We start from the raw sequence: 20,266 nt of genomic DNA on the forward strand, positions 1-20,266 counted from the left end.
AATTACCCAAGGGCGTCTGCAAGCACCTCATTCAAGCGGGCGAACGCGGCGGACTCGTCTGGCGCATGGGCCGGATTAACTTCTGTGATGGTCAGGCCGCGCCATTGCGGCAGGGCGGTCAATTGCTTTAGCGCGAAGGCGGCGTCCTCCAGTTTGAGACCGTCGCAACGGCGCACATTCTCAGCAATCGGAAAATCGACAAAGGAGAGTGCATCGACATCGAAGTGAATAAGCACACAGTCAAAGCGGGCCGCCCAGTCGGCCGCGCGCGCCGTCGCCACCTCGATATCACTCAAAGCTTCCTCACGCGATATAACCTTAATCGCGTTATCTCTGATTGCCGCAGCTTCGGGCGGAGTGATGTTCTCGACGCCGAAATAGAGGAGCTGCTGAGGCACGAGCATCGGACGGATTGGGCCGAGCCTGGCAAGCGAAGGTTCGCATCCGCGAATATTGAGCAAATGAGCGACACCAGTCCAGTCCAAGGCGCCGTCGCTCGTGTCGGGTGTGTTGAGATCGGCGTCGAAGTCTATGTAGACGAGTCCAATCCGCGCGCCGGCCGCGTTTGCTCCGGCGACCGTTCCCAGCTCCACAGTACAATCGCCACCTAAAACAAGCACGTCCTCCTGCGCTGCGATCGCCGTCGCCACGTGGCTTGCGACCAAGTCACAGGCGTGGCGCACGGCCTCCAGGTTCATAGTCTGCGGCTGCGAGGGATCCGGTCGCCATCGGAACGATGCAACATCGCCATCATCCCTGACGGTTCTGCCTCGGCTCGCGAGCGCCTCTGCGAGCCCATGTCGCCGAAAGGCCGCGGGCGCTTGTTCCTGCCCCGGCGAATAGGCGCCGGCGCTGGTGGCGGCGCCGATAATGTTCAACAAACGCGCCGACAAATCGAGGCTCCAATTTCGTATGATCCTCGTTGCAAAACGGGTCTGGAGGGACGAAGGTTCCTCCGCGATGTTGAGAGTTTGTTGCCCGGCATTGGCACGAAGCCTAATAGGCCAGGCGTTCGCGCCGGAACGGCAAACGGCTCGCCGCATCGATCCCGTCGTGAGGCGCCGGACGCGCACAAAGCCATTTGGACCCAGTATCATGACCAAAGCGACAACAGCCATGAAGACGAGCGGCTCGAAGGAAGGAGAAGGAGCAGACACTCCCTCTCAGTTGATAGATGCGAGAATCAACGAGCTGAGGGATTGGCGGGGTGAGATGCTCGCTCGGGTCCGAACCCTCATCAAGCAGGCCGACCCCGAAGTGATCGAGGAGTGGAAGTGGAGAGGGGTTCCGGTATGGGAGCACGCCGGAATTATATGCACCGGTGAGACGTACAAGAATGTCGTGAAGATGACCTTCGCCAAGGGCGCCTCGTTGGAGGACCCTTCAGGCCTCTTCAACTCCAGTCTCGAAGGCAACACCAGGCGCGCCATCGATATCCATGAGGGTGACAAGATCGATGAAGAGGCATTAAAGGCGCTCATTCGCGCCGCCGTGGCACTGAACATGTCAGGGCGAGCTACCACCACCCGCTCTCAGAAGAAACCGAAGAGCGGTTGAGGATCATCCACATCCGGCTGGGCTGGCTCCTCGTGGTCGCCTCCTTCGAGGCCTTATGAACCCTACTGCAGCAGTCCCTTGACGATGCCGCTCGCCTTGGAGAAATCCATCTGGCCCGCGTATTTCTCCTTTAGTGCAGCCATCACCTTGCCCATGTCCTTGATGCCGCTGGCGCCGGTCTCGGCGATGGCGGCGCGGATCGCCGTTTCGGTCTCGGCCTGGCCCAGTTGCGTCGGCAGGAAGTCTCGAATGATAGCCATCTCGTCGCGCTCCTGTGCGGCAAGCTCCGGCCGTTTGCCGTCGTCGAAAGCCTTGGCCGACTCCTCGCGCTGCTTCACCATCTTGGCCAGTATCTGCAGGATCTCGTCATCGGTGGCCGGCTCCTTGCCGGCGCCGCGATTGGCGATGTCGCGATCGTGAATGGCCGCCTGGATCAGCCGTAAGGTCGGCAGCCGGCGCTTGTCCTGCACCTTCATCGCGCTCTTCAGGGATTCGGCGATTTTGCCCCGCATGATGCTTTCTCCTTCGAATGCGGCGGACAATAGCCGTGCCGAAAGCCCAAGGCAAATTCGACGTCGCCCGGCAAACCGCTGATAATTCGACGAAATAAATCCAGGGCTCGTACGGCGTGGCATCATTGACCGCCTTGGCGCCTTCCCCTATGTACTGGGCCTTGCATGAACTGAATTTTTGTTGCGCGCGCTGGCTGCGAGATCGCCGCTGCGCGCGGTTTGCTGCGCAGAGTGGTCCGTCGGACCGATCGAAGGGCGCAGCCCTTTAGGAGTGTCGCCATGGCAACGACCGCCCCCTGGGCCACTGAGAAGCCGACGGCCTTGCTGGTGCTGGCCGACGGCACCGTCATCGAGGGCCGCGGCCTTGGCGCCACCGGCTCCGCCGTCGCCGAAGTCTGCTTCAACACCGCGCTGACAGGCTATCAGGAAATCCTCACCGACCCGTCCTACGCTGGCCAGATCGTCACCTTCACCTTTCCGCATATCGGCAATATCGGCACCAATGACGAGGACATCGAGGATCTCAACCCGCTCGCGCGCGCCGGCGCCGTCGGCGCCGTGTTCAAGGCCGACGTCACCAATCCGTCCAGCTATCGCGCCGCAGCTGGTCTCGACCAATGGCTGAAGAAGCGTGGCATCGTAGCGCTTTCGGGCATCGACACGCGCGCGCTGACAGCGCTGATCCGTGAAAAAGGCATGCCCAACGCCGTCATCGCGCACGCGCCCGACGGCATCTTCGACATCGACGATCTGAAGCGCCGCGCCGCCGCCTGGTCCGGCCTGATCGGGCTTGACCTGGCCAAGGACGTCACCTCCGGCCAGTCCTCGGTCTGGCGCGAGACGCCCTGGGTCTGGGACGAGGGCTTTGGCGAACAGACCGATCCGTCCATGCATGTCGTCGCCATCGACTACGGCGTCAAGCGCAACATATTGCGCCTGCTTGCCGGTCTTGGCGCCAAGGTCACGGTGGTGCCGGCCAGCACCGGCGCCGAGGAGATCCTCGCCATGGGGCCCGACGGCATCTTTCTCTCCAACGGTCCCGGCGACCCGGAAGCCACCGGCGACTATGCCGTTCCGGTCATCCAGGACCTGCTGAAGACCGACATCCCGGTGTTCGGCATCTGCCTCGGCCACCAGATGCTGGCGCTGGCGCTGGGCGGCAAAACCGCCAAAATGCATCAGGGCCATCACGGCGCCAATCATCCGGTCAAGGATCACACCACCGGCAAGGTCGAGATCGTCTCGATGAACCACGGCTTCGCCGTCGATGCCGACTCGTTGCCGCGCGGCGTCGAAGAAACCCATGTCTCGCTGTTCGACGGCTCGAATTGCGGCATCACGCTGACAGGAAGACCGGTCTTCTCGGTCCAGCATCATCCCGAAGCCTCGCCCGGCCCGCAGGATTCGCACTATCTGTTCCGCCGCTTCGTCAATCTCATCCGCGAAAAGCGCGGCGAGCCGGCGCTGGCGGAGCGCGCCTAAAGCGCGTCGCGTCTGAAGGGATTCCTGCGACGCTCTTTAAGTTCCTGTTTTTGTGCATGTCGTTGTCCCAAAACCGCTGGACGCACTTTTGGGCGACATGCATTGGAGCATTTTCCACGAAAAGTGAGTACCGGCTTTGCGCCCGCAATTACGTTAAAACGGATTGACTGGCGGCGACGGCGGAAATGGAGCCGCCTTCATGCTTTTTCGCTCTTAACGAAGATCAACCCCGTCGGTCACCGCTTCTTGCGCATGCATGCGTTTGACTTCCTTCGGCGTCGGCTTGGCCACTTTCGTGACGAAGACGATGAGCGCCAGCGTGAGAAAAACCGCGCCGAGCAGATAAGGGGCCCCGCCGAACACCACGGGCGCGCCCGGACCGGTGAACCAGGAAAAGATCGCCGTATAAAGCAGCGGCGTGATGATCGACGTGATCGAGAAGATCGAGGTCATCGCCCCCTGGAGTTCGCCCTGCGCCGAAGGCGGCACCTTGGCGGCGGCGAGACTTCTGAGCGGCGGATCGGCCAAGGCTTCCAGACAGCCGACGACGATCACCGCATAGATCATCCAGCCTTGCGACGCGAAGGCGTAGCCGAAGGCGCTGAGTGCCGTGAATGCAAGACCGAGTACCGCCGTCTTCCACTCGCCAAGTTTGGGGATCACGCGCGGCAGGACCGTCGCCATGACGATCGCCCCGCACAGACCGAAGGCGCCGAGCGAGAAACCGATCTGCTGTTCGTTCCAGCCATAGCGGTAACTGGAGACGAAGGACCACACCGCCGGATACATCATATGCCCAAGCGTCATCAGGAAGAAGACAAGCCCGATCCAGCCAATGCCTTGGTAGTTGCGCATCTGGATGAGCGTCCCGACCGGGTTCGCGCGTTTCCACTCGAAGCGGCGGCGGTGCTTGTTATCAAGCGTTTCGGGCAGCAGAAACAGGGCGATCAGGAAATTCAGGAAAGCAAGCGCGGCGGCGAAATAGAACGGTACCCGTGGCCCGAGCGTGCCGAGCAGCCCGCCCAGAACCGGTCCGATGACGAAGCCGACGCCGAAGGCGATGCCGAGCAGGCCGAAGTTCTTCGCCCGGTTCTCATCGGTCGAGATGTCGGCGATGAAAGCGGAAGTCGTTGAATAGCTGGCGCCGGAAATGCCGGCCAGCACGCGTCCGATAAACAGCATCGGGTAGGACCATGCGACAGCGCAGATCAGATTATCGATGGCAAAGGTAAAGACGGAGGCGAGCAGGATCGGCCGCCGTCCGAACCGGTCGCTCAACCCGCCGATGACAGGTGCGAAAACGAACTGCATCGCCGCATAGGCGAAGAACAGCCAGCCCCCCTCGATCGCCGCCTCGCCGATGCCAACGCCGGTCAATTCCCTGAGATAGGCCGGCAGCACCGGCATGATGATGCCGAACCCGATGATATCGAGCAGCAGCGTGGTGAAAACGAGCGCAAGGCCCCGCCTGGCGGTTTTGGGGTCTATCATGATGGCGTCGGCTCCTCAGACCGCCTTGGGGCAAAGGCGCGGGCTCGTTATAGGCGAGCCCGTCTTACGGAACAATAAGAGAACGGACGCGGCAGTCCTATCCTGACATCAGCTGACGTGCCCTGCCGCCGCGCGTGGCAACTTAAGCGGGAGTGTTCGAACACCTCAGATCGGAGTGTTGAACGTATCGCAGTCCGACAGCTTGCCGCTCCTGTAGCCGCGCGCCAGCCAGGTCTGCCGCTGCTGCGAGGTGCCGTGGTTGAAGCTTTCCGGCACGACATAGCCCTGCATCTTCTTCTGCATCGTGTCGTCGCCGATCTGCTGGGCGGCGTTCAGCGCCTCGTCCATGTCGCCCTGCTCCAGGATTCCCTTCTGCCCGGTGAAATGCGCCCAGACGCCGGCGAAGCAATCGGCCTGAAGCTCGACCTGCACCGACATGTGGTTGGCCTCGGCCTCGCCCATTTGCTGCCGCATCTGATTGAACTTGGGCAGGATGCCGGTGATGTTCTGGACATGATGGCCGACCTCATGCGCGATCACATAGGCCTGGGCGAAATCGCCCGAGGCGCCGAATTGCTGGTCGAGCTGCTGGAAAAAGGTCGTGTCGAGATAGACCTTGCGGTCGCCGGGGCAGTAGAACGGGCCGGCCGCGGAAGAGGCGAAGCCGCAGGCTGAGCGGATCTGACCGCTGAACAGGACCAGTTTGGGGTCTTCGTAGGTCAGGCCCTCGGCCTGGAAAATGCCGGTCCAGGTGTCCTCGGTCTCGGCCAGCACCGTCGAGACGAACTGCTTCATCTCGTCGGAGGCCGGCGCACCGGTGCCCTCCCCGCTATTGTCGGTGATCTGACCGCCGCCCGGCCCCACGCCACCATCGCCGCCGGCCAGGATCTGCAGCGGATCGATGCCGAAGGCCTTCAGCCCGAAATAGAGGACCACGAGAATGATGATGGTCGACAGCGACATTCCGCCGCCGGAGCGGCCGCCGACCGGGATGCGGAACCGGCCGGGCCCACCGCGCGGCAGGTTGAACCCGCCACCCTGGCCGCGTTGGTCTTCGACATTGTCACTTTGACGACGACCCTTCCAGAGCATGGCACTCCTCGCGATGCACGTATCGGTACTTGGCCGATCTCATGGCCCGATCCGACCCAACAAACAATTATCTCAATGGTTGCGCCAAGTCACAGTTTTTTTCGCATGAAGGGCCGCCGGCACTGGGGTCAGTCGGTGCACGACAGCCGCGGCTGAGAGCCCTGCCGACGGCTTTTTTGGTCTTGGACTTAGCGGTTACGCTCAGATCTTCTGCTTGGTACCCGCGCTCTTGCCGTCCGAGCTTTTCGACCGCTCGTCGAAGCGGACCGCGCCCTTTTTGAGCGGGCGGCCGGTTTCCGCTTCCGTCTTGCGTTCGTCCTTCGCCGCAGCTTGGTTCAATCCCTTGGCCGCTTGCTTGCCCCTCGCTGTCGGTGCCTGTTCAACGCCCATGGTATCCTCCTCGGTCTCGCGCCAATCGCTTGGCACGACTTCCAACGCAGCGGCAACGCGGCGGTTCCGGCAGGACTGTCGGCAATGGCGGTAGAATTAGCGTGTCGCCTTCATTGCCTTGCGAAACGCTTCAACTGTCTCGGCGTTGATGCGTCGGCCAGAGGCGATCTGGAATGACGCGACAGATCGGCAGTCTGCGCTATCTTGGGGCCATGACCAATCTCGCCGATGTGCGCCGCTTTTATGCGCGACTGATGGCTGCCAATGCAGGTCCGGCCGATCCGCGTCTCGAAGACGTGTTCGCCGCGGTGCCGCGCGAGGCTTTTCTCGGGCCCGGGCCGTGGTCGGTCGTCGCCGGCAACGGTAAGGTCGAAACGCCGAGCGCCGATCCTGTTCACGTCTATCAGAACGTGCTGGTGTCGCTCGACGCCGACAAAGGCATCAACAATGGCGAGCCGTTCCTGCATGCCATGTGGATCGGCAAGGTGGCGCCAAAACCCGGCGAGACCGTCACCCATGTCGGCGCCGGCACCGGCTACTACACAGCTCTACTGGCGCAGCTGGTTTCACCCGGCGGCGCAGTCACCGCCTTCGAACTGGAATCCAGTCTCGCCGACCGCGCGAGACAGAACCTCGAAGCCTTTGGCAATGTGACCGTCATCCATGGCGATGCGGTCATCGGCAGCCTGCCACCGTCCGACATCATCTATGTCAATGCCGGCGTCGCAGCACCACCGGCCGAGTGGCTGAAGGCGCTGAAGCCTGGCGCCCGCATGGTTTTTCCGTGGCGTCCGACCGAGCGCGTTGGCCTCGCGGTCATGGTGACTCGCACCGAACAAGGCTTTGCCTGCGATCCGTTCATGCGGTCATGGTTCATCCCTTGCGTCGGCGCCTCGCTTGCAGGCCCCGCGGCGAAAATCCTCGACCGCGACAAGGCGGCACGCAGCCGCTCGATCTGGCTGACGGCCGACAAGGCACCGGACAACACCGCCACCGTCGCCATCAGCGACGTCTGGTTCTCGTCGAAAGATGTTGGCGCCAGGCGGCCGCAATGACGTCACCGAGGCTGCCCATCCAGTGCTTGCCGCTCGCCATGCGCCGAATCCAGAATTTTGTGGCCCCTGTCGGACCGGCATCCACTCGCACGTCCTTTGGCCGAAATCCGGGCCCCGACAGCACGGATGATGAAAAAGGGAGAATTCAATGAGGAAGATCATCACTGCGACATTCGTCAGCCTCGACGGCGTCATGCAGGCGCCTGGCGGGCCGGAAGAAGACCCGAGCGGCGGCTTCGAATTCGGTGGCTGGACGTTCCATTACTGGGACGACGTCGGGGGCGCCTTTATTGGTGAGACCTTCGCAAAACCCTTCGCGCTGCTCCTCGGCCGCAGGACCTACGATATCTTCGCTGCGCATTGGCCGTATCAGAAGAACGATCCGATCGGCGACAGTTTCAACGCGGCCACCAAATATGTGGCCACGCACAGGCCCGATACGCTGTCGTGGCAAAACAGCCAGTCGCTCGGCGATGATGTCGTGGCCACACTGCGCCAGCTCAAGCAGGAGGACGGGCCGGACCTGCTCATCCAGGGATCGAGCGAGTTGATCCAGACCTTGCTCGCCAACGACCTGATCGACGAGGTCAGCCTGCTGATCTTCCCGCTGGTGCTGGGCAAGGGCAAGCGGCTGTTTGGCGGTGGCGCAATTCCGGCGGCTTTCAAGCTGAACCGCTCACAGGCATCGAGCACCGGCGTCATCATAGCGAGCTATGAACGCGCCGGTGAGATCAAGACCGGGTCCTTCGCCCAGGAACAGCCGTCCGAAGCCGAGATCGAGAGACGCCGAACCTGGAAATAGTGTGGGGTTACAGGACCTGGGTTCCTCGCTCCGCTAGATGTGAGTGGAGGAGAGAAACCCAAGTTGCCCGGCAGGGTGATGAGGGCAGCGCCATGCGATCTCCCTTACTCCGCCGGCATGGCAATCGCCCGCGCCGCCCGGTGGCCGGCGAGCATGACGCCAAGGCCCAGGATCGGGAACACTGCTGCGACCAGGCCGAGATCGGCTGGCGCGCCATAGCGCAGCACCGTGCCGCCGACGACGGCGCCCAGCGCCACGCCGAGATAGAGCGCCGAGCCGTTGAGCGACAGCACGATGGGCGCTGCGTCGGGCGCCAGCTTGATGATGCGGCTGGCCTGCGCCGGCGGGAAGGCCCAGCCGACAATGCCCCACGGCACCATCATGGCCATCAGCGCCGGCCCGGCGACGCTGTGCGGCAGGAATGCCGGGATGACCGAAAGCATGACCAGCATGACCGCACTCAGCGCCAGCGACCAGCTGACGGTGCGCGTCGCGCCGAAGCGATCGGCAGCCTGCCCGCCGGCAATGTTGCCGATGACGGCGCCGACACCGAAGGCGAGCAGCATGCCGGGCAGCGCAATCGGGCTCAAGCCTCCGCCTTCGACGGTTAGCGGCACGACAAAGGCAAAGACCGTAAAGGCGCCGGTGAGCGCCAAAAGTGTGGTCAGCAGGATCGATGGCACGCCGGGGCGAAGGGTTGCAGCCAGCCGCTGCCTCATCGGCAGCTTGGTGCCGACGATGCCGCGCGGCAGCCGGTACCACAGGATGGCGCCGGCCAGCGCGCCGAGCCCGGCGATGGCAAAGAACGTGCCGCGCCAGCCGGCAAGGGTCGCGACAAGTGCGCCGAGCGGCGCGCCGACCGCCACCGCCACTGTGGTGCCGCCGACGACGACGGCGATGGCGCGGGCGCGGTGATGATCATCGACAAGCGCCACGGCCGTCCCCTGCGCCGTCGCTGCGAACAGGCCGGACGACAGCGCCATGACGATGCGCGCGATCAGCAGCAATTCGAAAGAGGAACTCAGCGCCGCCGCCAGATTGCCCAGCACGAACAACACCAGCGTCCACAAGATGACGCGCCGCCGGTCCCATTCGCCGGTGAGCGTCGCCAGGAACGGCGTACCGAGCGCATAGGCGAGCGCGAAGGCGGTGATCAGCGTCCCGGCGAGTGGAACCGAGATGGCGGCATCGGCTGCGATGTCGGGCAACAGGCTTGAAATGACGAAGCCTTCGGTCGCGATCGTGAATGATCCGAGCGCAAGCCAGATGAGGCGCTTGTCCATGGCAACAAATCCTTAGTTCAAAAGTTATTGAACAATTGTACGTAATGGGGCATGGTGTCAATGAAGCCACCTGAGAATAGCGGAACCCTCCTGACAGCTCTATGTCAGGATAAGGTGGCGGGAGGTGGAAACTGCGTGCATTCATTAAGGAGGAGATGCGTTGAAATCGGCCCTGATTGCGCTTAGTTCCTGGGCATGACCCTGCCCCATCCCACCGCCGACCAGATCAGCCTCTCGAACGTGCTTGCCGTGCTCGGCGATCCCACCCGGCTGGCCATCGTGCGCTATCTCGCCAGCAAGGAAGGCGTGCCGCTGAACTGCAGCCAGTTCCTCGACCTCTGCTCGAAAACCAATCTCAGTTATCACCTTGCCAAATTGCGCGAGGCCGGCGTCACACGCACCGAGGTGGTCGGCACCAGCCGGCTGATCACGCTGCGCCGCGACGACCTCGATGCCCGCTTTCCGGGCCTGCTCGATAGCGTCATTGCCGCCGCCGTCGGCGATACGGCACTGCCCGCGGTCGGCGCGTCCGAGATCGAAGTCCGCGCCTGAGGCTGTTCCTCGCCCCCGTGCAACGGGGGAGAGGTGGCCGCGAAGCGGCCGGAGAGGGGGCTCCGAAGCGAACAAGCGATCGCTTTGAGGGCTCAAGGGGGGCGGGCAGTCCCCCTCTCCGTCTCGGCTTCGCCGAGCCACCTCTCCCTCACTTCCGCGAGGAACCAAAGTCCTGCAAGGTCCGCCCTTCCCGACCAGTAACTCGTCAACCAACGGAGCTTCCCATGCGCATTGCCGTCCTCGCCGATATCCACGGCAACGTCCTCGCCCTGGACGCCGTGCTCGACGATCTGCGGCAGCGCGGCGGCGCCGACCTCGTCGTCAATATCGGCGATTGCGTCTCCGGCCCGCTCTGGCCGCGCGAGACTTTTGCGCGGCTTGAAGCGCTCGCGCTGCCGACGGTGCGCGGCAATCACGACCGCCGCGTCGCCCGCGACACCGCCGATGAAGCCATGTGGCCGTCCGACCGCTACGCGCAGGAACGGCTGACATCGGCCCAGCGCGAGGCGCTGTTGGCCTTGCCCCTCACGCTGGAGATCGCGCCGGGCGTGGTTGCCTTCCATGCCCGGCCCGACCACGACGAAAAATATCTGACCGATACGATAGCCGGCGGGCAGCTGGTGCGCGCACCGTTGGCCGCCATCAAGCGGCGGCTGGCCGCGCTCGATCCCGCTTGCCGCATCGTGCTGTGCGGCCATAGCCACCGCAGCGAACTGATCCGTATCCCCGACGGCCCTACCGTCTTCAATCCGGGCAGCATCGGCTGCCCCGCTTATGGCGACGACACGCCACCGGCGCATGTTTCGGAGCAAGGCTCTCCGCATGCACGCTACGGCATTGTCGAACTGGGTGAGCCGGGCCGCCCCGACCGTTTTGCGGCCATCGCCGTCGACTATGACCATGAGGCGGCAGCGCGGCAGGCCGAACAGGCGGGACGGCCGGAATGGGCCCACGCGCTGCGAACCGGGTTTATGTCGGGTTGAACGAGGTACGAGTTCCCAGGCTGAACGCGGAACGCGTTCATACCCCAGGTTGAAGAGGTACGAGTTCATACCCCAGGCTGAACGCGGAACGCGTTCATGCCCGGCTGAGCTTGCTCATGCCGCGGACCGGACACCATTCCCCAGCCGCATTTTCCGACTTACATAGCGCCATGTCGTCGTTTATAAAATCGACCTGGAATGCGGTGGCGTTTCCGTGCCAGGCCGCGCCTCCGGGAATGCTTCTATCGCCCACGGCCAAAATGATGAGGCGCACAGTTACGCTCCGAACGACGCTGTACGCGCTCACTGCCGCCCTTCTCCTGCTGACGGCGCTGCTGCCGGCCAAAGCCGAGGAGGCGCCGATCGTTTCCATCGTGACCGACCTCGCTCCAGGCGATCTCCTGAACGTCCGCGCCACGGCATCGGCGATGGGCAAGATCAAGGCTCGGCTGCCTAACGGTACGAGCGTCAACAATCTCGGCTGCAACGACGTCAATGGCTACCGCTGGTGCAGGGTCGCAGAAATTGACAATCCGCAACTGACGGGATGGGCTCCCGCGCGCTACCTGAACCCCGACAATCCGGCGGCCGTTTCGGATGCGGATGCCGAAACGACCGGCGAAGGCACAGCTCCTGCAGCCGAGGCTTCGAACCTGGTATCCGCAGATCAGCCGCTTCCCGACCTGACAGCGCGCCTGGGCGCGCCCGGAACCACGATGACAGCCGCCGACGCAATCGGCAGGGCGGCCATCGAAGACGCTTACCGCCTGGCGCTCGCGGCCAGCGGAAATCCTTCGACCGGCGAGACGCAGTCGCCCGCAGCAGCGGAGGAACCCATCCGGCATCGCGCCGTCAATACAGCGCCTCCGGCCAACGCACAGACCGTTGCGCGGCTGCAGCCGCCGGGGAGGCCCGCGCCGGCCCTGGGTGCCCGCAACGAGATTCCTTGCGCGCGCTATGTCGGCCAGCCGATGACCAGCTGCAAGGCGGGCGTTGTGCATACGGGCGACAAAGCCGAGGTGACCGTGACCTGGCCCGATGGCGGTACCCGCGTCATCAGTTTCCAGGTCGGTCGGCCCGCCGGTTCGAATGCATCAGGTGAATTCCGCTACACGCGCGAGGGCAGCCTGAACATCATCCGCGTCGGCGTTTCCGAACGCTTCGAGATCACGGATCAGTTGGCGCTGGGGGATGAGTGGCTAAGGGGAATAAGGCAGTAGGGCAGTAGGGCAATATGTTTAAAGGGCGCTCGAACCTCTGCCCTACTGCCCTACTGCCCTACTGCCCTACTGCCCTACTGCCCTACTGCCCTACTGCCCTACTGCCCTACTGCCCTACTGCCCTACTCGCATTTTAGGGGGTTACATCAGGCAAAACTCTTCCCTATAAGGCCCTCCTAGCCTGATACCAGAATCGCGAGCACAACCGGCCGGGTCCTCCCCGTCCGGTTTTTCGTGCAAGCCGCCTGCCGAACGGACCCTCGATATGCCAAGACGCACCGACATCAAGTCGATCCTGATCATCGGGGCCGGCCCCATCGTCATCGGTCAGGCCTGTGAGTTCGACTATTCGGGCACCCAGGCCTGCAAGGCGCTGAAGGAAGAGGGTTTTCGCGTCATCCTGGTCAATTCCAACCCGGCCACCATCATGACCGACCCGGAGCTGGCCGACGCCACCTACATCGAGCCGATCACGCCGGAGGTGGTAGCCAAGATCATCGCCAAGGAGCGGCCCGACGCACTGCTGCCGACCATGGGCGGCCAGACCGCGCTCAACACCGCTCTATCGCTGCGCCGCATGGGTGTGCTCGAACGCTACAATGTCGAGATGATCGGCGCCGATGCGCATGCCATCGACAAGGCCGAGGACAGGGCGCTGTTTCGCGAGGCGATGAACAAGATCGGCCTGGAGACGCCGAAGTCGATGCTGGCCAACGCCACCGACGTCAAGAACGCCGACCGCAAGACGCACGAGGCCGAGCGCGCAGCGCTCAAGGCTGAGAAGCCCGAGAACCTCGACGCCGCGCTCGACGCGCTGGAAACCCGCTGGAACCTCGGCGAGGGCGACCGCAAGCAGCGCTACATCAGCCACGCCATGGCGATCGCCGCACAAGCGCTCGACCATGTCGGCCTGCCGGCCATCATCCGCCCGTCCTTCACCATGGGCGGCACTGGCGGCGGCATCGCCTACAACCGCGCCGAATTCTACGAGATCGTCCAGTCGGGCCTCGACGCCTCGCCGACCACCGAAGTGCTGATCGAGGAAAGCGTGCTCGGCTGGAAGGAGTACGAGATGGAGGTCGTCCGCGATAAGGCCGACAATTGCATCATCGTCTGCTCGATCGAGAACATCGACCCGATGGGCGTGCACACCGGCGACTCGATCACCGTCGCCCCTGCGCTGACGCTGACCGACAAAGAATATCAAATGATGCGCAATGCCTCGATCGCGGTGCTGCGCGAGATCGGCGTCGAGACCGGCGGCTCCAACGTGCAGTTCGCCGTGAATCCTGCAGATGGAAGACTCGTGGTGATCGAGATGAACCCGCGCGTCTCGCGCAGCTCTGCCTTGGCCTCCAAGGCGACCGGTTTTCCCATCGCCAAGATCGCCGCAAAACTCGCCGTCGGCTACACGCTGGACGAGTTGGAGAACGACATCACCGGCGGCGCCACGCCGGCCTCGTTCGAACCGAGCATCGATTATGTCGTGACCAAAATCCCGCGCTTCGCCTTCGAGAAATTCCCCGGCGCCGAGCCGGTGCTGACCACCGCGATGAAGTCGGTCGGCGAGGTCATGGCCATCGGCCGCACTTTTCAGGAATCGCTGCAGAAGGCTTTGCGTGGGCTCGAAACCGGCCTGACCGGTCTGGACGAGATCGAGATCCCCGGTCTCGGCCATGGGAGCGCGCCGGCCAGCCATGTCGACGATCGCAACGCCATTCGCGCCGCATTGGGCACGCCGACGCCCGACCGGCTGCGCATGGTGGCGCAGGCGATCCGCATGGGCACCTCGCTCGAAGACGTGCACGCCATGTGCAAGATCGATCCTTGGTTCCTCGAGCAGATCGCCGGCATCCTGGCCATGGAAGACCGCATCCGCGAGCACGGCATACCCGAGGACGCCGCCAATCTGCGCATGCTGAAGGCGATGGGTTTCTCGGATGCCCGCCTCGCGTCCCTGGTCAGGAAAGACGTGGAAGAGATTCAGAAGATTCGCGAAAAGCTCGACGTTCATCCGGTTTACAAGCGCATCGACACCTGCGCCGCAGAGTTCGCCTCGCCCACCGCCTACATGTACTCGACCTACGAAGTGCCGTTCGCCGGCGCGCTGGCCAACGAGGCGCAGGTGTCGTCGCGCAAGAAGGTCGTCATCCTCGGCGGCGGCCCGAACCGCATCGGCCAGGGCATCGAGTTCGACTATTGCTGCTGCCACGCGGCTTTCGCGCTGCGCGATGCCGGCTTCGAGGCGATCATGGTCAACTGCAATCCGGAGACCGTCTCGACCGACTACGACACCTCGGACCGGCTCTATTTCGAGCCGCTGACGCCGGAGGACGTGCTGGAGATCGTGCGCGCCGAACAGGCGTCGGGCGAGTTGGTCGGCGTCATCGTCCAGTTCGGCGGCCAGACGCCGCTGAAGCTCGCGGATGCGCTGGAGAAGGCCGGCATCCCGATCCTCGGCACCTCGCCCGACATGATCGATCTGGCGGAGGACCGCGACCGTTTCCAGAAGCTGCTGCACAAGCTTGGCCTCAGCCAGCCGAAGAACGGGATCGCCTATTCGGTCGAACAGGCCCGCCTCGTCGCCGGCGAGCTCGGCTTCCCGCTGGTGGTGCGCCCGTCCTATGTGCTCGGCGGCCGTGCCATGCAGATCATCCACGACGAGAGCATGCTGCAGACCTACCTGCTCGACACCGTGCCCGGCCTGGTACCGGAGGACATCAAGCAGAAATACCCCAACGACAAGACCGGCCAGATCAACACGCTATTGGGCAAGAACCCGTTGCTGTTCGACACCTATCTCTCGGGCGCCATCGAGGTCGATGTCGATTGCCTCTGCGACGGCACGTCGACCTTCGTCTCCGGCATCCTGGAACACATCGAGGAGGCCGGCATCCATTCGGGCGACAGTGCCTGCTCGCTGCCGGTGCACTCGCTGCCCTCGGAGCTTGTCGACGAGCTGGAGCGCCAGACGGCCGCGCTCGCCCGCGCGCTCAATGTCGGCGGGCTGATGAACGTGCAATATGCGATCAAGGACGGCACAGTCTATGTGCTGGAGGTCAATCCGCGCGCGTCGCGCACCGTGCCCTTCGTCGCCAAGACTATTGGCCGCCCCATAGCCAAGATCGCCGCCCGCATCATGGCCGGCGAAAAGCTGGAAGACGCTTTCGCCCATTATGGCGCCATGCCCGACCCCCGCAACCCCGGCCACATCGCGGTCAAGGAAGCGGTGTTCCCCTTCGCCCGCTTCCCCGGCGTCGACATATTGCTCGGCCCGGAAATGCGCTCGACCGGCGAAGTCATGGGTCTCGACCGCGACTTCGCGCTGGCCTTCGCCAAGAGCCAGCTCGGGGCGGGTGTTGATCTCCCCCGCGCGGGCACGCTGTTCGTCTCAGTGCGCGACGAGGACAAGAAGGGCATTCTGCCGGCGGTCAAGCGTCTCGCCGGCCAAGGCTTCAAGGTAATGGCCACCTCAGGCACCGCCCGCTTCCTCGCCGAGAACGGCGTCGTCGCGGAGAAAATAAACAAGGTGCTGGAAGGCCGCCCGCATATCGAGGACGCCATCCGCAACCGCCAGGTGCAGATCGTCTTCAACACGACTGATGGCCAGAAGGCGGTGTCGGACTCGAAGTCGCTGCGCCGCGCGACGCTGATGCAGAAAGTGCCGTATTACACTACGCTGTCGGGCGCGGCCGCGGTGGCCGAGGCGATTGCAGCGCTGAGGGCCGGCAGCCTGGAGGTTCGGCCGCTGCAGGAGTATTTTGCTTAGGTGATTAGCCGATCTCCCTCCTTGTGGGGGAGATGGCCGGCAGGCCAGAGGGGGCGCTGTCACGCCAACGCTGCGATTCCTACAGCACCCTGATCCTTTCGTGCCGATCCGCCTACCCCATAGGGTGAAGAGGGCGGCCCAACCCGCCCGAGATTTGACCGCAAAACAGCTGTCTTTGCCGTCGCTCGCTCTAGTTGAGAAACCCGATAAACCGTCCCGCGAACAGCACCGACGTCCACAGCACAAGCGAGAGCACAGCCACGATGGTCACGGTCCCGCCAGCCGGCTCGTCGCCGCCTTTTGCGCGGCGCATGAAGACGAGGAAGTTGGCCCCGGCGAGAAGGATGAGTGTCATCTTGGCGAAAAAAATTGGCATCGCCGCATACTCGCTCGCCCTGACTGAAAAGAGCAGCGACCCCGTGGCAAGCGCGCCGGCGAACGCGGCAAATGCGGTGCGGCGCAGCAGCGCAACGAACGCCGCGTGCGGCAGCGAGCGGAAGGCGCCCAGGATTCTGAGATCCATGAGCCAGACGCTGGTCAGCAGCGCGCCGATCGACATGATGTGGAGCGCATTGACGATGGGGTAGGCGACGAAAGAGGCCTTCAGTACCCGCACGAAGGCGAGTTGCTCGATGCCGGCGAGGAGCTCGTCCATTCAGGCCGGCGGGACGCGGTCGGGATAAACATCATAGGTCTTGCCATTGACGATGATGCGGGATGCTTTCATCAACTTCTCGGTCTCGTCTCGCGAGCGGTGGCCGATCGCGGTCACCTCGTCGCCGACTTTGGCGACCTCCTCGGTGAAGCCGGCGGCGATCGTCCGGGACGGCGGCGCCAAATCCACCCGCCAGACCTCGCCCTCTGCGTCGACATCCAGCGTGGCATGTGGATTGCCGATGTAGATGGCCGTGATCTTGCCCCGGAGTTCGAAGAACCCGTCCTGGGTCCACGACCAGCCGTGATGTGCATAGGCTACGGTGGCGGCGGCAAGAATCACTGCCGCTGCCAGCGTGACGCTGCGAAGCCCTTTGAAAGGTGACTGCATTGCTCGCCTCCTCATCCCACCGCATTCGAGAGTAGGTCACGGCGCGGCAACGTCAAATCACATCGGTGCGAAGGTCATGGGCTACGGAGATCGATGCCGAAGTCAGCGCCGCCCCTCAACCCCCTGCCGGAACCTTCTCCCCGTGATTACGGAGAGAGGGTAAGGGTGAGGGGCAGCGCCAACCTGGAGCGATTGCCGTTCGGCAGGAACGGTCCGGTCTTGCTTCTGACATCTATGCACGCCATGTTCGGCCCCTAGCCCGCTCTTCTTCTCCATCGAATGAAGGTCGGAGACTCACATGTGAACGAGGCACACCATGAGCAGTATGAGAGACCGTCAGGAAGGCTTCGAAAAGAAGTTTGCGATGGACGAGGACACGAAATTCAGGGCCATGGCGCGCCGCAACAAGCTGCTCGGCCTATGGGCGGCTGAAAAGCTCGGCAAAACCGGTGAGGACGCCGACGCCTATGCGAAAGAGGTGGTGCGCGCGGACTTCGAAGAGGCCGGGGACGACGACGTGTTGCGCAAAATACGCGCCGATTTCGACGCGGCGGGCGTCGCCCAGTCGGATGTTCAGATTCGCGGCGCCATGGACGAACTGCTGGTGACCGCGGTCGAGCAGATCAAGAACACCTGAGAGCTGCGCCAGCCTAAAGCGCCTCGCGACGCGCTTTAGGCACTTGTTTTATGCGTGTCGTTATCCCCAAACTGCCGCGCACCCTCGGGTCAAGCCCCGGGTCAAGCCCGAGGGCATGCTTTTGGGCGATATGCATTAGCTGTGAGCGGCCACCAGATCCTTTATGTGTTTTTCGTGCATCCGCAGCGTCGGTAGCGTCTTCTTGGCGAATTCCTTCAGCGCCGGGTCTTCGCCCGACTGCGCATAGGTGGAAAACAGCGCCAACGCCTGCTTGTGCGCCTCGGTCTGCAGGAGGATGTATTTCGCCTGGAATTCATCGCCATCCAAGCCCTTGAGCTGGTCTAGCATCGTCTGATCCCTCGGCAACAAAGCGGGGCCGCTCGCCGTAACCGAGGCCGTGGTCTGGCTCTGTTCCAGAGCTGCCTTGAAATCCTCGCCAGCCTTGGTGTGATCCCTGACCATCATCGCGGCGAATTCCTTCACATCGGCGGCGACATTCTTTTGTTCGGCCAGCTTGCTGCTTTCAATCTCGAAGCGGTTGGCGCTGGGGACAGTTCTGGTGAAGGTTTCGGTCTCGATCTTGGTTTCGCCGACAGCCGGTATGTCGGCCGGCGTGGCGGATTGGGCGAAGGCCGCCGGCGTGCCGGCAAACAAAGCGACCATGGCAAGCGTGAGATGCGGTTTCACAGGAAATCTCCGGGTTTGTGATCCTTGGAGAGTCAACGCGACACAAGCAGCGAAGTTGCGCGGACATTGGAGCGCCCTCCCTTCTCCCCTTTGTAAGGGGGAGAAGGGAAGGCCCACTCAGTGGCAGCACGCGCCGGCATACTGCAGCTGCTCGTCCCAGTCCGGCCGGCCTTCAGGTGTGAAATCCATCAGGTTCCACAAGGGCTCGCAGGTGCCGACGGCGCGCGGGTCCTGGCCGGGTTCGGTGGGCGCGAAACCAAGCTCCGAACTCCAGAAATGGCGAATGCCGTCGGCGTCGCGATGGAACACCGACAGCATCGGCAACTGCGCGCCGTCGTCGGCCTCCGCGTGGTAGTCGCGCTTGAAGCTGTTGCCGGCCGAGGAGAGCAGCCGCATGTTCGTCCAGCCACGATCGCGGCCAAGCGTGATCAGGTTTTCGAGCGCGGTCTTGCCCACCACGGCGAAGTTGAAGCCGGCGGCCTCCAGATGGTCGATGGCGCCGTCGAACTGATCGAGCAGCGCCGTGCAGGACGGGCATGGCTGGTCGGCCCGCGCGAGCTTCGCCGTGCCGCCGCTTGTCGCCACGTCGCGCGTCTCCTGCGGATGGCGCGGAAACATCATCGAGTAGACGATCAGTGTGTCCTTGCCAGGCGAAAACAGCTCCGACAGTTTTATCCGGGCCGGCTTGCCGTCGGGGCCAAGCCCGTCGAACACATAGTCCTCAGGCACCAGCCCGCCCGGCGGCAGTGCGCGACGGGCGACGGCTACATCCTCCATGGCGCGGCGCAGCTCGATCTCCTTCTGCAAAAGGGTTTCGCGGGCGGCGCGGTATTCCTGGGATTCGTTGGGAAAGGTGATCATCGTCATCTCCATCAGCCGTGCGTTTGACGACGCCTGCCTGTTTGCGGCAACGCGCCTTGCCTCTCAAGGACGCATCGCGAAGGACGGTTCCGACATTTTTGCACACGCAGGCGGCAGAAGTCCCCTCACCCAGCCTCCGCTTCGCTGCTGACCTCCCCAAGGGAGAGGAGACTGTCAACGCCGGTGCCAACCTCTTCTCCCCGCCGGGGAGAAGGTGGCCGCCCACGGCTCTTGCCTCCGCAAGCCCGAGGACAGGCTCCGCGGTCGGATGAGGGGGACCTCACATGGGATACCGGGACAAACGAAGTTACTGCGCCGCCGGCACCGGGCAGTTGGCATCGCCTTCCTGGCAATTGAGGTAGCCCTGGAAATCCCTCAGCCGGTTGTCGGTAACGCCCTCCTGGCAGCCGGCGACGACCATTGGATACATGCTGCCGGCCATGTCGGGCGGGCCGCCCTGAAATTTGCACTCGGCATCGCGGAAAGCGACCCAGGCGCGCTGCGCATCGACCAGCAGCTTCTTTGACGCCGCATTGTCCTTCAGCCGACCCTCGATCTGCTTGTAGGCGTCGTTGAGCTTTTTGTCGGCCTTCGCGAGCGACTTGCCGGCGCATTCGTTCATGGTCGTTTGATCCATCGCATTGGCGCAATCGTCGGCCGCTCGCGCCTCGTTGGCGAATAGCGGAACGGCGAGGATAAAGGTGGCGAGGCCGGTTTTGGGAAGCCGCATCGTGTTTCTCCGATTTTCGAGGGCCCCCCGCTGTAACAAAGCTTAACCGTGAGACGAATACAGGCAAGATGCAGCTTGTCGCTTTGGTGGACAGTTCCTTTCAGGTCGGCTCCAACAA

20 protein-coding genes are annotated in these 20,266 nt (G+C 63.4%); 9 read left to right on the plus strand and 11 right to left on the minus strand.

Going from position 1 to position 20,266, the window contains the following annotated elements:
* Nucleotides 1-2 precede the first annotated feature (2 nt).
* The gene (locus CIT31_RS14610) at nucleotides 3-893 is read right to left on the minus strand and encodes an arginase family protein (RefSeq protein WP_206073363.1); all 891 of its coding nucleotides are present in this window, start codon (nucleotides 891-893) and stop codon (nucleotides 3-5) included.
* A gap of 202 nt (nucleotides 894-1,095) precedes the next feature.
* On the opposite strand from CIT31_RS14610, the gene CIT31_RS14615 reads away from it, so the two are divergent.
* Complete coding sequence (locus CIT31_RS14615) at nucleotides 1,096-1,557, plus strand: DUF1801 domain-containing protein (RefSeq protein WP_095519392.1); 462 nt, start codon at nucleotides 1,096-1,098, stop codon at nucleotides 1,555-1,557.
* Between the two features lie 62 nt (nucleotides 1,558-1,619).
* Here the strand turns inward: CIT31_RS14615 and CIT31_RS14620 are convergent, their stop codons facing one another.
* The gene (locus CIT31_RS14620) at nucleotides 1,620-2,069 is read right to left on the minus strand and encodes a GatB/YqeY domain-containing protein (protein ID WP_095519393.1); all 450 of its coding nucleotides are present in this window, start codon (nucleotides 2,067-2,069) and stop codon (nucleotides 1,620-1,622) included.
* Between the two features lie 279 nt (nucleotides 2,070-2,348).
* Between CIT31_RS14620 and carA the strand changes: the two genes are divergently transcribed.
* A complete protein-coding gene (carA, locus tag CIT31_RS14625; RefSeq protein WP_095519124.1) occupies nucleotides 2,349-3,551 on the plus strand; it encodes a glutamine-hydrolyzing carbamoyl-phosphate synthase small subunit in 1,203 nt (400 codons plus the stop codon).
* Between the two features lie 213 nt (nucleotides 3,552-3,764).
* Here the strand turns inward: carA and CIT31_RS14630 are convergent, their stop codons facing one another.
* From CIT31_RS14630 to CIT31_RS14640, 3 genes are all read right to left on the minus strand, one after another.
* Nucleotides 3,765-5,042: a TCR/Tet family MFS transporter gene (locus tag CIT31_RS14630; protein WP_095519125.1), complete on the minus strand. Its 1,278-nt coding sequence runs from the start codon at nucleotides 5,040-5,042 to the stop codon at nucleotides 3,765-3,767.
* Nucleotides 5,043-5,207: 165 nt separating this feature from the next.
* A complete protein-coding gene (gene ypfJ, locus CIT31_RS14635; RefSeq protein ID WP_065012033.1) occupies nucleotides 5,208-6,134 on the minus strand; it encodes a KPN_02809 family neutral zinc metallopeptidase in 927 nt (308 codons plus the stop codon).
* A 201-nt stretch (nucleotides 6,135-6,335) separates the two neighbouring features.
* Nucleotides 6,336-6,524 carry a hypothetical protein gene (locus CIT31_RS14640; protein ID WP_029350134.1) on the minus strand — a complete coding sequence of 63 codons (189 nt, stop codon included), beginning with the start codon at nucleotides 6,522-6,524 and terminating at the stop codon, nucleotides 6,336-6,338.
* Between the two features lie 212 nt (nucleotides 6,525-6,736).
* Here CIT31_RS14640 and CIT31_RS14645 point away from each other — a divergent pair, with 212 nt between their 5' ends.
* Together CIT31_RS14645 and CIT31_RS14650 are read left to right on the plus strand one after the other, a co-directional pair.
* A complete protein-coding gene (locus CIT31_RS14645; protein ID WP_165778467.1) occupies nucleotides 6,737-7,579 on the plus strand; it encodes a protein-L-isoaspartate O-methyltransferase family protein in 843 nt (280 codons plus the stop codon).
* Between the two features lie 148 nt (nucleotides 7,580-7,727).
* Nucleotides 7,728-8,381, plus strand: coding sequence for a dihydrofolate reductase family protein (locus tag CIT31_RS14650; protein WP_095519127.1), 654 nt, complete (start codon nucleotides 7,728-7,730; stop codon nucleotides 8,379-8,381).
* Between the two features lie 104 nt (nucleotides 8,382-8,485).
* Here the strand turns inward: CIT31_RS14650 and CIT31_RS14655 are convergent, their stop codons facing one another.
* Nucleotides 8,486-9,664 carry an MFS transporter gene (locus CIT31_RS14655; protein ID WP_095519128.1) on the minus strand — a complete coding sequence of 393 codons (1,179 nt, stop codon included), beginning with the start codon at nucleotides 9,662-9,664 and terminating at the stop codon, nucleotides 8,486-8,488.
* 195 nt (nucleotides 9,665-9,859) lie between these two features.
* On the opposite strand from CIT31_RS14655, the gene CIT31_RS14660 reads away from it, so the two are divergent.
* From CIT31_RS14660 to carB, 4 genes are all read left to right on the plus strand, one after another.
* The gene (locus tag CIT31_RS14660) at nucleotides 9,860-10,216 is read left to right on the plus strand and encodes an ArsR/SmtB family transcription factor (RefSeq protein ID WP_095519129.1); all 357 of its coding nucleotides are present in this window, start codon (nucleotides 9,860-9,862) and stop codon (nucleotides 10,214-10,216) included.
* 224 nt (nucleotides 10,217-10,440) lie between these two features.
* Entirely contained in the window at nucleotides 10,441-11,199 is a 759-nt protein-coding gene (locus tag CIT31_RS14665; RefSeq protein WP_095519130.1) for a metallophosphoesterase family protein, read from the plus strand.
* 260 nt (nucleotides 11,200-11,459) lie between these two features.
* Nucleotides 11,460-12,419: an SH3 domain-containing protein gene (locus CIT31_RS34645; protein WP_342586928.1), complete on the plus strand. Its 960-nt coding sequence runs from the start codon at nucleotides 11,460-11,462 to the stop codon at nucleotides 12,417-12,419.
* Nucleotides 12,420-12,684: 265 nt separating this feature from the next.
* A complete protein-coding gene (gene carB / locus CIT31_RS14675; protein WP_095519131.1) occupies nucleotides 12,685-16,188 on the plus strand; it encodes a carbamoyl-phosphate synthase large subunit in 3,504 nt (1,167 codons plus the stop codon).
* 190 nt (nucleotides 16,189-16,378) lie between these two features.
* Here carB and CIT31_RS14680 read toward each other — a convergent pair whose 3' ends face one another.
* Together CIT31_RS14680 and CIT31_RS14685 are read right to left on the minus strand one after the other, a co-directional pair.
* Nucleotides 16,379-16,843 carry a DUF6644 family protein gene (locus tag CIT31_RS14680; protein ID WP_095519132.1) on the minus strand — a complete coding sequence of 155 codons (465 nt, stop codon included), beginning with the start codon at nucleotides 16,841-16,843 and terminating at the stop codon, nucleotides 16,379-16,381.
* Nucleotides 16,844-17,233 (minus strand): DUF6152 family protein, encoded by a 390-nt coding sequence (locus CIT31_RS14685; RefSeq protein WP_095519133.1) that lies wholly within the window; start codon nucleotides 17,231-17,233, stop codon nucleotides 16,844-16,846.
* Between the two features lie 316 nt (nucleotides 17,234-17,549).
* Here CIT31_RS14685 and CIT31_RS14690 point away from each other — a divergent pair, with 316 nt between their 5' ends.
* Nucleotides 17,550-17,870 (plus strand): DUF1476 domain-containing protein, encoded by a 321-nt coding sequence (locus tag CIT31_RS14690; protein ID WP_065012025.1) that lies wholly within the window; start codon nucleotides 17,550-17,552, stop codon nucleotides 17,868-17,870.
* A 135-nt stretch (nucleotides 17,871-18,005) separates the two neighbouring features.
* On the opposite strand, the gene CIT31_RS14695 is transcribed toward CIT31_RS14690, so the two are convergent.
* From CIT31_RS14695 to CIT31_RS14705, 3 genes are all read right to left on the minus strand, one after another.
* Nucleotides 18,006-18,557 carry a DUF4142 domain-containing protein gene (locus CIT31_RS14695; RefSeq protein ID WP_095519134.1) on the minus strand — a complete coding sequence of 184 codons (552 nt, stop codon included), beginning with the start codon at nucleotides 18,555-18,557 and terminating at the stop codon, nucleotides 18,006-18,008.
* Nucleotides 18,558-18,674: 117 nt separating this feature from the next.
* Nucleotides 18,675-19,418, minus strand: a complete 744-nt coding sequence (locus tag CIT31_RS14700) for a DUF899 family protein (RefSeq protein ID WP_065012069.1) — start codon at nucleotides 19,416-19,418, stop codon at nucleotides 18,675-18,677.
* 307 nt (nucleotides 19,419-19,725) lie between these two features.
* Nucleotides 19,726-20,148 (minus strand): lysozyme inhibitor LprI family protein, encoded by a 423-nt coding sequence (locus tag CIT31_RS14705; RefSeq protein WP_095519135.1) that lies wholly within the window; start codon nucleotides 20,146-20,148, stop codon nucleotides 19,726-19,728.
* Nucleotides 20,149-20,266: the final 118 nt, after the last annotated feature.

The organism is Mesorhizobium wenxiniae, from assembly GCF_002284535.1.
Classification (GTDB): Bacteria; Pseudomonadota; Alphaproteobacteria; order Rhizobiales; family Rhizobiaceae; genus Mesorhizobium; species Mesorhizobium wenxiniae.

Bases quoted from the DNA above. Each gene is read 5' to 3' on its own strand.
- CIT31_RS14620 (WP_095519393.1), bottom strand. From the start codon at position 2,069: ATGCGGGGCAAAATCGCCGAATCCCTGAAGAGCGCGATGAAGGTGCAG.
- CIT31_RS14630 (WP_095519125.1), bottom strand. From the start codon at position 5,042: ATGATAGACCCCAAAACCGCCAGGCGGGGCCTTGCGCTCGTTTTCACC.
- CIT31_RS14615 (WP_095519392.1), top strand. From the start codon at position 1,096: ATGACCAAAGCGACAACAGCCATGAAGACGAGCGGCTCGAAGGAAGGA.
- CIT31_RS14705 (WP_095519135.1), bottom strand. From the start codon at position 20,148: ATGCGGCTTCCCAAAACCGGCCTCGCCACCTTTATCCTCGCCGTTCCG.
- ypfJ (WP_065012033.1), bottom strand. From the start codon at position 6,134: ATGCTCTGGAAGGGTCGTCGTCAAAGTGACAATGTCGAAGACCAACGC.
- CIT31_RS14650 (WP_095519127.1), top strand. From the start codon at position 7,728: ATGAGGAAGATCATCACTGCGACATTCGTCAGCCTCGACGGCGTCATG.
- CIT31_RS34645 (WP_342586928.1), top strand. From the start codon at position 11,460: ATGATGAGGCGCACAGTTACGCTCCGAACGACGCTGTACGCGCTCACT.
- CIT31_RS14680 (WP_095519132.1), bottom strand. From the start codon at position 16,843: ATGGACGAGCTCCTCGCCGGCATCGAGCAACTCGCCTTCGTGCGGGTA.
- CIT31_RS14640 (WP_029350134.1), bottom strand. From the start codon at position 6,524: ATGGGCGTTGAACAGGCACCGACAGCGAGGGGCAAGCAAGCGGCCAAG.
- CIT31_RS14655 (WP_095519128.1), bottom strand. From the start codon at position 9,664: ATGGACAAGCGCCTCATCTGGCTTGCGCTCGGATCATTCACGATCGCG.
- CIT31_RS14660 (WP_095519129.1), top strand. From the start codon at position 9,860: ATGACCCTGCCCCATCCCACCGCCGACCAGATCAGCCTCTCGAACGTG.
- CIT31_RS14665 (WP_095519130.1), top strand. From the start codon at position 10,441: ATGCGCATTGCCGTCCTCGCCGATATCCACGGCAACGTCCTCGCCCTG.
- CIT31_RS14685 (WP_095519133.1), bottom strand. From the start codon at position 17,233: ATGCAGTCACCTTTCAAAGGGCTTCGCAGCGTCACGCTGGCAGCGGCA.
- CIT31_RS14690 (WP_065012025.1), top strand. From the start codon at position 17,550: ATGAGCAGTATGAGAGACCGTCAGGAAGGCTTCGAAAAGAAGTTTGCG.
- carA (WP_095519124.1), top strand. From the start codon at position 2,349: ATGGCAACGACCGCCCCCTGGGCCACTGAGAAGCCGACGGCCTTGCTG.
- CIT31_RS14700 (WP_065012069.1), bottom strand. From the start codon at position 19,418: ATGATCACCTTTCCCAACGAATCCCAGGAATACCGCGCCGCCCGCGAA.
- carB (WP_095519131.1), top strand. From the start codon at position 12,685: ATGCCAAGACGCACCGACATCAAGTCGATCCTGATCATCGGGGCCGGC.
- CIT31_RS14645 (WP_165778467.1), top strand. From the start codon at position 6,737: ATGACCAATCTCGCCGATGTGCGCCGCTTTTATGCGCGACTGATGGCT.